Genomic DNA, 12109 nt, shown 5'->3' on the forward strand with positions numbered 1-12109 from the left:
AGGCCCGGCCTCTCTCCATTTTCAGCGCGCGCCGCCTTCCATTTCCTCCGCCAGAGCATTGTAGCAAACCGCTCCCTTTGACGAACGGTCGAAATACTGGATCGGCTTGCCGTAGCTCGGCGCCTCCGAAAGGCGCACCGCACGCGGAATCACCGTGCCGAACACACGGCGGGGAAAATATTTTTTCACCTCTTCCACCACCTGCTGAGTGAGGTTGAGCCTCCCGTCGAACATGGTGAGCAGAACGCCCTCGATCTCCAGGCGGCTGTTGTACTGCCTTTTTACGCGCCGCACCGTGTTCATCAGCTGCGTCAGGCCTTCCAGCGCATAATACTCGCACTGAATCGGAACAAGCAGCGTATCCGCCGCGGTCAGGGCGTTTGTCGTGATCATCCCGAGCGACGGCGGGCAGTCGATCAGGATATAATCGTAGGATTCGCGAACAGGGGCCAGCGCGTTTTTCAGGCGGGATTCCCTGTGCTCCAGATCGACCAGTTCGATCTCCGCCCCCGCGAGGTCCATGCTGGAAGGCAGAAGATCCAGGTGCTCGAACTCCGTCTTCAGGACCACATCCTGCGCGGTTTCTCCGCCGATCAGCACCTCATATACGGTATTTTTGCGGTTTCTGCGGTCGATCCCGACTCCGCTGGAGGAATTTCCCTGCGGATCCGCGTCGACCAGGAGCGTATTTTTTCCTCTCAGGCCAAACGCGGCCGAAAGATTGACCGCCGTGGTCGTTTTGCCGACTCCTCCCTTTTGGTTGGCAACCGCAATGATCTTGCCCAAAGCATTTCCCCCTTCCTGCGGGCTTTTTGCATCCCGCAGGGTACCCGATTCCCGCCGGACGCGGGAAGTTTGGTATTATTATAGCACGACTCTTTGGGAAGATAAAGAAATTTTTCCGGGAATCCTTGCCCTTTCCGCGGCGTATTTCTTCTGAAAAGCGGCATGCGGCCTGGATTTCCTGCCGTGTTTCATGTGAAACAATTTCTTTTTATCCCAAACCGCAGCATCATATATTCCTTTCGGGCCCGCCTGCGGAACGGCGGGGGGTGCTGTTCGGGCCAACGCGGTGCGGAACAAATTCAGGCCCGGCCGAATCTTAGGAAACGGTTTTCGGCTGCGGGGCCGCCGCCTGAAAAAACGCGGATAACAGAACGGGCCGGACTTTCGTCCGGCCCGTTCTGCGGGAAATGATATAGGGAAATAGGAGTAAAAACTTATACTCTGAATTCAGGCGGGTTTTCTGCCCCCCGCATAGGCCTGGGATTTCGGAATCCTGACGACGCATTCGATGTAGTCCTCCGTTTCGCTCTGGAGGGTCTGCGCGCTAATTCCGCTCTGCTTCATGGTTGCAATCGCATGGGAAATCGTGTTGAGAAAAATCCGTACGTCCTTAATGACGGGCGTTTTTTTCTGATTGCTGTTTTTATCGCCGCAAAGCAGCTTTTCTATATATTCCTCCGTCTGGCGGACATTGTATCCTTTCTCGATCACTGTTTCCAGCGCCTCTCCGCGCTGCATTGGATTCTCCAGACGAAGCAGGGCGCGGGCATGCCGTTCGCTCAACCCCGCCGAAACAATCTGCTGCCGTTCCGTTTCCGTAAGCCGCAGCAAACGAAGTTTGTTTGCGATGGAGGACTGGCTTTTCCCCAAACGCGCGGCCGCCTCTTCCTGCGTGATGTTCCAGCGTTCAATCAGTCTGCGGATTCCCTCGGCTTCTTCAAAAAGCTCAAGATTGCTGCGCTGAATGTTTTCCGTCATCGCCATAACGGCGCTTTGATCCGGCGTGCAGCTGCTGATCAGGCAGGACGCCGTTTTCAAACCCGCCATTCGGCAGGCCCGAAGCCTTCGCTCCCCCGCGATCAGTTCGTAGCCGTTTTCCATCTTCCGGACGAGCAGCGGCTGCAGCAGCCCGTTTTCCCGGATGCTCCGGGACAGGCCGAGCAGTTCGTCCTCCCGGAACGTCCGCCGAGGCTGCGCGGGGTTTGGCCGTATCAGATCAAGGCTGATTTCAACCACCTTGCTTTTATCTCTGAAAAGCAACGCCGCCGCCTCCTTCGCTTGTCCTTGGTACAAGCATAACACGCCGCCATAACGGATTTTGTAAAAATTTGTCCCTTTCCAAATATATTTTTCTTTCCATACTTTACCCGGCTTTTCCAATTTTATCATGGATATCGTTTCCAACTGAATTCTTGGGATCTTTTTAAATTTTTAACAGGCCCCGCCTCTTTCTGTTGAAAACTTCTTTTTCCTTTTCTATTTCGCGGCGCCGATTGCCGAAAAACCGCATCGGAAAGGCAAGATTCCAAGTATTTAAAAAGCTCCCGGCTTTCAACCAAAAAAACAAAGGCTGTTGAAAACCACCTTTGCCGGCGCGGAAGGCAGGTCATCCAGCGCGAAGAAGATCACGGAAAAGAACAAGCTCACGGCGTACTCTTCAAATCCGCTTTTAAAAAATTTTCCACCGAATCCGCAGATCCGGTGGAAAATTTTTCAGAGCGGCAATTTTGCGATTTTCGATCCGTGACGCGGGTATACGGCGGGCGTCGGAGTTTTTCGGCGAATCGTCACCAGGCTGCGCCCGTCCCCGCCGGGCAGTGTGTATTCCACCGCGGAAACCGTTTCGCACCCCAGCAGCGAAATCGCTTTCTCCGCGCTTCCCAATTCCGCCTTTACCTCCGGTCCCTTCATCGCGGCAAACAATCCTTCCGTTTTCAGAAACGGGAGGCAGTACTCGCACAGGACCGGAAGCCGCGCGACGGCCCGCGCCGTCGCGAGATCGAACCGTTCCCGGTATTCCGGCTTTCGCCCGCCTTCCTCCGCGCGCAGGTGAACGAGCTCCGCTTTCAGAGAAAGAGTCCGAAGAAGCTCTTCCAGAAAAATCAGGCGCTTGTTCAGCCCGTCCATCAGGGTCAGCTTCAGGTCCGGCCTCAGGATTTTCAGCGGCACGCCGGGAAATCCCGCTCCGGTGCCGACGTCGATCAGCTTCGCCCCCTGCGGGATTTTCAGGTATTTCAGAATCAAGATGCTGTCGAGAAAATGCTTTTCCGCGATCTCCTCCGGCTCTTTTAAGGCCGTCAGATTCATTTTCTGATTCCACTCGGCCAGCAGCTCCAGATAAGTCTGAAATTGTTCCGCCTGTACCGGCGAGACCGGAATCCCGTATTCCGCCGCCGAAGAGATCAGCCACTCCCCGATCTGTTTCACAACGCTCCCTCCCCGCGCCGGGCCAGCCAGATCAGCAATACGCTGATGTCCGCGGGGCTGACGCCCGAAATGCGAGACGCCTGCCCGACGCTTTCGGGGCGGACGGATTGCAGCTTTTCCTGCGCTTCCGTCCGAAGGCCGGCGATTGCGCCGTAATCGACATTCTCCGGCAAAGCGCGGCTTTCCAGCCGCCGCATCTCGTTGATCTGCGCCTTCTGCCTGCGGATATACCCCTCGTATTTCAGTTCGATCTCCACCGCCTCAAACACCGACGCCGGAAGACGCGGCCGATCCGGATCGACCGCACTCAGCTTTCCATAATCGAGCTGCGGCCTTCGGATCAGCTCCGAAAGCCGGATACCCGTCGAAACCGGCGATGTTCCATGTGAAACAAGCAGCTCGTTCAGTGCCTCCGACGGCGACAGGACTGTATTTTTCACCCGTTCCAGTTCACCGGAAACCTGCTCCTGCTTCTTCTGGAAACGCGCCCAGCGGCGGTCGCCGATCAAGCCGATCTTTCGCCCGATGGGGGTCAGCCGCGCGTCGGCGTTGTCCTGCCGCAGCACCAGGCGGTATTCGCTGCGCGAGGTCATCATACGGTATGGCTCCGAGGTCCCCTTTGTAATCAGATCGTCGATCAGCGTGCCAATGTAAGAACCGGCCCGGTCGAGGACCATCGGTTCCCTGCCCTGAATTTTTAGCGCGGCGTTGATTCCGGCGACCAGCCCCTGCGCGGCGGCCTCTTCGTAACCGGAGCTGCCGTTGAACTGCCCCGCGCCGTACAGGCCCGGAAAATCGCGGAATTCCAGCGTCGCGCCCATTTGAAGCGGGTCGGCGCAGTCGTATTCGATCGCGTAGGCCGTCCGCATGATCTGCACATGTTCAAGCCCGGGGATCGTCTTGTAAAAGGCGGTCTGCACGTCTTCCGGCAGGGAGGAGCTCATTCCCTGAAGATACATCTCCTCCGTATCCAGCCCGCACGGCTCGATAAAGAGCTGATGCCGCTCGTGGTCGGCGAACCGGACGATTTTTGATTCGATGCTCGGGCAGTAGCGCGGCCCGACCCCTTCGATCTTTCCGCTGAACAGCGGGGAACGGTCGAGGTTGTCCAGGATGATCTTCTTCGTTTCCGCGTTGGTCCAGGAGATATAGCAGACTTCGCGGTTCTTTCCGGGCGTCTCCGTATCGTAGGAGAACGGCACGACCGGCTCGTCCCCCTCCTGTACTTCCAGATTCGTAAAGTCGATGCTCGATTTCAGCACCCGCGCCGGCGTCCCGGTCTTGAAGCGGCGAAGGCGGATCCCGAGCTTTTCCAGCGACGCGCCGAGGAACGCCGCAGGGAACATCCCATCCGGGCCGCCGTCCCAGGACTGTTCGCCGATATAGATCTTTCCGGTCAGATAAGTTCCGGTCGCAACGATAACCGCCTTGACGGAATAGACCGCGCCCATTCTGGTTTCGACCAGCCACGCGCCGCTTTCCATCCGGAAGAGCGCGGTGACCTCCGCCTGCTTCAAGAACAGGTTTGGCTGCAGCTCCAGCTTGTGCTTCATGATCTTGCTGTATTCGCGGCGGTCGATCTGCGCGCGCAGCGAGTGGACGGCGGGGCCTTTGCCGCGGTTGAGCATACGGCTCTGGAGAAAACATTCGTCGGTCGTGCGCCCCATTTCTCCGCCGAGCGCGTCGATCTCGCGAACCAGGTGGCCTTTCGCCGTCCCTCCGATCGAGGGGTTGCACGGGCAGTTGCCGACCGCATCCAGATTGATGGTAAAAACGAGCGTGCTGCACCCGAGGCGCGCGGAGGCAAGGCCCGCCTCGATCCCCGCGTGCCCCGCGCCGATCACCGCCACGTCGTATGTTCCCGCATCGTATGTCAAAATATTCCCTCCAGTATTACTTTGGTCTATATATTCCAAATTGTTGATATTTTAAATTCAGAGAATCGCATGATTTCTGCATTTTGTCAATGGAAGGTCTTTGCGCTCAGGCCGGACGCACAGCGTCTTTCGCGCTCAGGCCGCGCGGGCTGATCTTTTGCGGGCCCAGGGCCCGGCGATCCTTAATCTATTATTTCTTCTATTTTCTTTTTCTGTCCTCCGGCCGCGCGAGTCTGTTTTTTCGGGCCTGAGGCCCGGTGCCCCTTAACCTTTTATTTCTTCTGATTTTCTCTTCTGCGCTCAGGCCGCGCGGGCCTGTTTTTTCTGGCCTGTGGCCCGGTGCCCTTTAACCGGTCATTTCTTCTTATTTTCTTCTTTGCGCTCGGGCCGCGCGGGCCTGTTTTTTCTGGCCTGTGGCCCGGTGACTCTTAACCTGTTATTTCTTCTTATTTTCTTCTTTGCGCTCGGGCCGCGCAGGCCTGTTTTTTCTGGCCTGTGGCCCGGTGCCCCTTAACCGGTCATTTCTTCTTGTTTTCTTCTTTGCGCTCGGGCCGCGCAGGCCCCTCCTTTCGGTCTTGAACGAAAGGAGGCAAAGTTCGCACGAGGGGATTTTCAACTCCCGTAGGGAGAGTTCCGGAGAAAATCCCCCCTGAACCCCCCGGGAGCCGTCAAGAAGTTTTTTCTGTTCTTCCAGCATCTGCTTTTCATTGACGACGGGGGCTGAAAAATTAAAGCCACAAAGTATTTACCTAAAAGCTGAAATTCTTCAAAAAGTTACCTTTTTACATACGGCGTAAGATTGGGAATCGTTCAATGGGAAGCACTTGCGTAAGAATTCGTTGTTGCTTCATGACAGGTGCCGGGGTGCAGGGGGACGTTTAGGTGCCCCTCCCGACGGGAAGTTGAAGTCCCCCTGCATAGTCTTTGCCGCCTTTCTGCTATATCAGAAAGGCGGGGCCCGCGCGGCCTGAGCGCAAAGAAGAAAATAAGAAGAAATGATCGGTTAAGGGGAACCGGGCCATAGGCCCACAGGAATCCGGCCTGAGGACATAGAAAAAATGAATAGAAGAAATTTTGGGTTAAGAGGCTCCGGGCGCCAAGCACTCAAAAACCGAAATAATATCAAATCGAATATTACCTGTTGAATTTTGGTAAATTAAGGATTATAATAGAGTCGCAAGGTAAATAAAAGGTGCAATGCAGAGGCAAGGTGTCGTAACCACCCGCCTCCTGCATACGGAGAACAGACCTCCATATACCACGGAATTCACCGCGCATTGCAGGACTTATTATACTTCCTTTTTCTGTCTTTGTACAGGGGAAGGAAGGATAAACACTTCTTTTTCCTCCTGTATCATGCGCGCGCGCCGGTGTATGGAATGACAAATTCCGTACCGGCGCTTTTTGTTGCCTTGCGGGGCGGCGTGACGCCGCTTTCTGCGGCCCACCATTCAGCAAGCAGTGAAAAAGCGGCTGGAATGGGTGGGACGGAGGCAGGAAACTCCCGACGGCACATTACGCCGTTTTCAAAACCCCGGTTTCCAAAGCGTTGCGGGGAAAAGCTGGCGAACAGCTTTCCCCGAGCCGAGGCGCCGCAGGCGCGAAAGGGTCGAATGGCCTGAGAGGTTCCCGAAACCGTCCGCCGGACGTTCGGCAAGCCATGACAGAGCGTGACCCGTGCGAGTGACGCATGGAATCCGGGTATGCTTTGGGTCGTGGCCGCCGCAGGCGCGAAAGCGCTTTGCGTCCGGTGGGCCGTTGATACAGCGTCACGCTGTGCCCGCCGGCGGAATTCCGAATGTATGTGAAAGAAGTATGAACGCGGAAAGTCCAGCCCATACCCGGCGCAGTGAGAGAGATTCCGCCGGCAAAAAAGGGAGCGGAGCGTCCAGCCCGAATGGCGCTCCGCTCCCGATTTTTATCAACAATTTGTTGAATTATTCCTATAAAATACTCTGTGGCTTCAATTTCCGAGTCCCCGTCGTCAATGAAAAGTGGTTGCCGGAAAGTTTTTCACTCTTTACATGAAAAGCGGGGAAAACTTTGAGGACGTTACGGCGTTCCCAAAGTTAGCTTTCGGGAGTTTCCGACCTCTGTCCCGCCTGTCTCAGCCCACCCTTTACTGTTTTGTAAACGGCGGGCCATTGGCAGCGGCGATACGCCGCTCCCGCCAAATGACGCTTTCAATTTTTACCGCGATCAATGGCGGGGCGCGTGTGCAGGCTCAGCCTGCTGAACGGCGAGCCGTCCCGACCGGATGGTCCGCTCCTAAGGCGGACACATAATGTCTTTCACACCTATGGCGTTCCCGACTTTAGCCTTCGGGAGATTCCAATCTCCGTCCCGCCCGTCTCAGCCGGCCTTTTACTGTTTTGTAAACGGCGGGCCGTTGGCAGCGGTGACACGCCGCTATTTGCCGACGCAGAACTGGGAAAACACGGAATCCACGACCGCGACGGTCGCCCGCTCGCCGGTCAATTCCAGAAGCGCGGAAACCGCATCCTCCACCGAAACCGTCACCGCGTCGAACGTCATCCCGCTTTTCAGCGCGTCCAACGCCTCGTCCACGCTCCGCATGGAGCGTTCCGCCGCATCGCGCTGCCGCTCCGTGTACAGCATCCCGTCCGCCGGGTCCAGCTCCTTTGTCCCCAGAAGCTCCGCGACCGCGTCTTCCAGCTGGGACAACCCCTCCCCGGTTTTAGCCGAAAGAGATACAATCTGTTGAATTTTTGATTCAATAAACTCTTTGTCAATTTTCATCGGCAGATCGATCTTGTTAAGCACCGCGATGCAGGGCGCCTGGCCGATTTCCCGGATCAGCATCCGGTCTTCTTCCTCCAGTTCCTGAGAAGCGTCGAACACCGCGAGGATCAGACGGGCGGCGCGGAGCCGGTCCCGCGCGCGTCCAACCCCGGCTTTTTCGATCGGATCGGCGGTATCGCGCAGCCCCGCGGTATCCGCAAGCCGGAGAGGAATCCCTCCGAGCAGCACCGTGTCCTCCACAATATCGCGCGTCGTGCCCGCGAAATCGGTGACGATCGACCGTTCACAGCCGGCGAGCAGGTTCATCAGCGTAGATTTTCCCGTGTTCGGGCGCCCCGCGATCACCGTATCGACCCCTTCGCGCAGAGCGCGCCCCGCGTCGAACCCGCGCAGCAGTGATTCCAGCTCCGTTTTCACGCCGCCGAGGGAAGACGTGAGTTCTTCCTCCGTCACCTGGGGAATGTCGTCTTCCGGATAATCGGCCCATGCGGAAAGATGGGCGGCGGCTCCAAGCAGCTTTTCCCGGATGCTCCGGATACGGCGCTCCAACGCGCCGCCGTGCCCCGCGAGCGCCGCCTTTGCCGCCTGTTCGCCCTGCGCGGAAACCAGCTGCATGACGGATTCCGCCTCAGTCAGTCCGATCTTACCGTTGAGAAACGCGCGCCGTGTGAATTCGCCGGGTCCGGCCGGAACCGCGCCCGTCTGGAACACCGCGCGGAGGAGCCGGCGCAGGATCGCCAGCCCTCCATGGCAGGAAAGTTCCACCACATCCTCCCCGGTAAAACTCCTCGGCGCGCGGAAATTCAAGGCGACGGCCTCGTCGATGTCGCCGTCCGCGTCATGGACTTTTCCGTAAAGGGCACAATAGCCCCCGATTTCGTTCAGGCTTTTTTTGTGCAGGGGAACAAAAACCCGGTCCGCGATTTCGCGCGCCCGCGGCCCGGAGATCCGCACGATCCCGATTCCCCCCGGCGCCTGGGATGTGGAAATCGCCGCAATGGTCGCGCCGGACTCATTGTATTTTTTCTGATCCATAAAAAATCCCTCAAAAAAAGAGGACAATTCCAAAGGAACCGCCCTCCCGTCCGCTGTTTACTTTTTCGGTTCGATCTTCCCGTACAGGGGAGCCGCCGCCGACCGCTGCGCCGGGGCCTGGCGCTCCTCCCTGTTTGGCGTCCGTCCGCCCGCCGGCGGCGTTTCCCTGGGACCGGAACGATACGGCTGCTTGTTCCTCGGCCCGCCCCGGCGGTTGTAACCGCTCCGGCGGGACGCCGGGCGCTCTCCGGCGGTCGGGCCGATCACCACATGCCGGGCAACGTCCTCGCCTTCCGACCAGGACTTTGCCCCCTCAACGGTCTGAACCGCCGTATGAATAATCCTGCGTTCGTATGGATTCATCGGCTCCAGGGAGACATTCCGCCCGATCCGAAGGGATTTCTCCGCCATTTTTCGGCCCAGGTTTTCCAGCGTCTGCTTCCGCTTGTCCCTGTAATTTCCAATGTCAAGGCTGATCCGGTAATAAGTGTTTCCGGCGTGGTTTGCAACCAGTCCCGTCAGATACTGAAGCGCGTCGAGAGTCTCTCCGCGGTGGCCGATCACATAGCCGATGTCGCTGCCGTCCAAGCAAAGCACCGCCCCGCTTTCCTCCCTGCTGATCTCGATCTGAACGGTTCTTAATCCCATATTTTTCAGAACGCGCCGCAGGTAATCGGCGGCAATCTGCGCGGGGTCGTCCTCGACGTAAACCCTCACCTTCGCCGGACTTCCGCCGAACAGCCCAAACGTCTTTTTCATCGGCATCTCAAGGATCTCAAACTCCGCCTCATAGGATTCCACGCCCAGCTGCCTGCATGCAGCTTCCCTTGCGAGTTCCACGGTTTCGCCGGTTCCAATCGCTTCTTTCATTCGGTAATCCCTCCCAGAAATCGACCCCTGTTCCTGCGTCTATTTCCGCGGCTTTCCGGCCTTTGCCTGCCGGTCTTTCCCTTCCGGCCGGCTTACCGCCGCCGCCGCGACAGGCTTCCTGTTTTGCTCTTCCTGTTCAAGCAGGGCAATGCGCCTCGCTTCCGCCTTTGCGCCCAGATCCGCCGGGCTGTACCAGATATTCAGAATGACGGTCTGCAAAAACCCGGTAATTGTGGAAATGATCCAGTAAAATCCCACCGCGGCAGGCATCGTGCAGGCAATCCACGCCGTGAAAAGCGGGAAGAAATAAAACATATATTTCATGCAGCCCTGCTGCTGCTGTTGCATCCCAGGCTGGAGCTTCATGGTAAAATACTGCGTAACAATGGAGGATACCAGGCACAGAACCGGTATCGTCCACAGGTTGGTCCTGAACAGCGTCCCGAAAATGTTTGAGGCGTCGCTCGGCGTATCCAGCAGATTAAGCCCAAGAAAGCTGAACCCGTGGCTGAACGATTGGATTCTCGCAAGCTCGTCCGCGCTGAACATGGTCAGGTACGGTTTGAGATCCGCAAAATGTTTGACGATTTCAATCTGGGCGTAGCGCGTATCAATCGTCTGTCCGAGGCCCGGAATCAGTTTAAGCATGTCCGACGCGGCGTTCGCCGCGGTCCCGGAAACGTGGAGCGCGTTGATGAGCGGGTAGAGCACCGTGTAATAAAGGCCCATCATGATCAGAAGAGGAATCACCATTGTCAGGCATCCGCTCGCCGGGTTCACGCCTTCTTTTTCATACAGCTTCTGCGTTTCAATCTGGAGCTTTTCCCTGTCCTTCGCGTATTTTTTCTGCAGTTCCTTCTGCTTGACCGCTATTTTGCTGTTCGCCGCCATGGAAATCTGCTGTTTGACGGAAAAAGGAAACAGGATGACCTTGGTTACAACTGTAAACAGGATGATGGAAACCCCGTAATTTTTGACCAGTTCGTAAAAAAACCAGAGCAGGTAGCCGAGAGCGCTACCGAAAAAGTTAAAGAAATCGTACATACAGAATATTCTCCTCTGTCCGGCGGAAAACCGCCGGATGGTCGCCGGAGTCAAAAAGCCGGCGTACTGAAGTGGGGCGCGGGCCGCTTGATTCGAAGTTACCCTTTTTTCTCTTTTGAAGCGCCGCGGTCGGCGGAGCCGTGGAAAAACAAATGGTCCGGAACGGGGTCATACCCCCCGCGGGAAAACGGATTGCATCGCAGAACGCGGTAAAGCGCGAGAAAAAAACCTCTGAAAGCGCCGAACCGCTCGATCGCCTCGACCGCATAATTGGAACAGGTCGGGTAGTATTTACAGCACGGTTTTTTATAAGGGGATATGGCCTTCTGGTAAAACCGGATCAGCAGAACCAGGACTGACTTCATTTGAGCACTCCCGCGCTTTTCAACTGCCGCTCCATCACGCGGCTCAGATCCGTGCTTTTCATCGCGGGCGTTTTCGCCCTCGCGACAAAGACCAGGTCGAATCCCGGGCGGATCTCCCCCGGCAGCGTGCGAAACGCTTCCCGGATCACCCTGCGGGACCGGTTCCTGTGCACCGCGTTCCCGGTTTTTTTGCTTGTCGTGATTCCCACGCGCAAAGCGCTTTTCCGGTTTTTCAGCACATAGGTGACAAGCGCCGGGCCGACAAAGGACTTTCCTCTGGAATAAGCCCTTTGAAAATCCCTGTTCTGATTCATCGATATAAATTCTTCCATTTATCAAACCCAAGACATACCGGTTTTTCTGTTGAATAAAGAAAGGCCACAAAGAGTGGCCCTCTCCCGACGGGAAACATGCCGCGGCTTCCGCCGTGTTTCGGGCCTGTCCGTCCAGTACTCAATAACTCAGTTTTGCCCTGCCCTTTGCTCTGCGGCGGGAAAGAACCTTGCGTCCGTCCGACGTGGACATGCGCTTGCGGAATCCGTGTTCCTTTTTCCTGTGCAGTTTTTTTGGCTGATAGGTTCTAAGCATGAAAAGACCCCCCTTCGAATCTAAACAAAAGACCCTTTGCGGAATATTATATCTTATCTGCCGGCGGCCTGTCAACCATACAGTTCCCGCGCCGGCGCGCAAAACCGCCGGAATTCCAGACGGCACTGCCCGCAAATGGTCCTATAGGGTTAAATATACCACAAGTTTACCAATATGGAAAGCAAAAAAACCGGAAAATAAAAAATTTATTGAGAACGCGAAGAAAAAGCGGACGCGGCGGCCAAATCAAAATTTGAAAAAAGTAAAAATCTGTGTTACTATAAGTAATGATACCCGTTGACAGAATCCGATGATGCCAAATGGGAAAAGAATGAAAATGAGGTACTGCAATCA

Annotated in this window: 10 protein-coding genes; all 10 read right to left on the reverse strand. The window is 56.4% G+C overall.

Features of this window, described 5'->3' with window-relative positions:
- Positions 1 to 21 precede the first annotated feature (21 nt).
- Entirely contained in the window at positions 22 to 786 is a 765-nt protein-coding gene (locus tag EQM14_RS16120) for a ParA family protein (protein WP_128744171.1), read from the reverse strand.
- A gap of 447 nt (positions 787 to 1233) precedes the next feature.
- Positions 1234 to 2046: a ParB/RepB/Spo0J family partition protein gene (locus tag EQM14_RS16125; RefSeq protein WP_243112562.1), complete on the reverse strand. Its 813-nt coding sequence runs from the start codon at positions 2044 to 2046 to the stop codon at positions 1234 to 1236.
- Between the two features lie 453 nt (positions 2047 to 2499).
- Positions 2500 to 3213 carry a 16S rRNA (guanine(527)-N(7))-methyltransferase RsmG gene (gene rsmG / locus EQM14_RS16130; protein WP_128744173.1) on the reverse strand — a complete coding sequence of 238 codons (714 nt, stop codon included), beginning with the start codon at positions 3211 to 3213 and terminating at the stop codon, positions 2500 to 2502.
- On the reverse strand, positions 3210 to 5090 hold the full coding sequence (gene mnmG / locus EQM14_RS16135) for a tRNA uridine-5-carboxymethylaminomethyl(34) synthesis enzyme MnmG (protein WP_128744174.1): 1881 nt from the start codon (positions 5088 to 5090) through the stop codon (positions 3210 to 3212). Before mnmG ends, rsmG begins: the two co-directional genes overlap by 4 nt.
- A 2409-nt stretch (positions 5091 to 7499) precedes the next feature.
- Positions 7500 to 8888 carry a tRNA uridine-5-carboxymethylaminomethyl(34) synthesis GTPase MnmE gene (mnmE, locus tag EQM14_RS16140; RefSeq protein WP_128744175.1) on the reverse strand — a complete coding sequence of 463 codons (1389 nt, stop codon included), beginning with the start codon at positions 8886 to 8888 and terminating at the stop codon, positions 7500 to 7502.
- Between the two features lie 57 nt (positions 8889 to 8945).
- Positions 8946 to 9758: an RNA-binding cell elongation regulator Jag/EloR gene (gene jag, locus EQM14_RS16145; protein WP_128744176.1), complete on the reverse strand. Its 813-nt coding sequence runs from the start codon at positions 9756 to 9758 to the stop codon at positions 8946 to 8948.
- A 39-nt stretch (positions 9759 to 9797) separates the two neighbouring features.
- Complete coding sequence (locus EQM14_RS16150) at positions 9798 to 10802, reverse strand: YidC/Oxa1 family membrane protein insertase (RefSeq protein WP_128744177.1); 1005 nt, start codon at positions 10800 to 10802, stop codon at positions 9798 to 9800.
- 98 nt (positions 10803 to 10900) lie between these two features.
- Positions 10901 to 11167: a membrane protein insertion efficiency factor YidD gene (gene yidD / locus EQM14_RS16155; protein WP_128744178.1), complete on the reverse strand. Its 267-nt coding sequence runs from the start codon at positions 11165 to 11167 to the stop codon at positions 10901 to 10903.
- Positions 11164 to 11481, reverse strand: a complete 318-nt coding sequence (gene rnpA / locus EQM14_RS16160) for a ribonuclease P protein component (RefSeq protein ID WP_243112563.1) — start codon at positions 11479 to 11481, stop codon at positions 11164 to 11166. The genes yidD and rnpA overlap by 4 nt, the downstream gene beginning before the upstream one ends.
- A 139-nt stretch (positions 11482 to 11620) precedes the next feature.
- Positions 11621 to 11755, reverse strand: coding sequence for a 50S ribosomal protein L34 (rpmH, locus tag EQM14_RS16165; RefSeq protein ID WP_128744180.1), 135 nt, complete (start codon positions 11753 to 11755; stop codon positions 11621 to 11623).
- Positions 11756 to 12109: the final 354 nt, after the last annotated feature.

Origin of the sequence: Caproiciproducens sp. NJN-50, from assembly GCF_004103755.1 — a bacterium.
Lineage (GTDB): Bacteria > Bacillota > Clostridia > Oscillospirales > Acutalibacteraceae > Caproicibacter.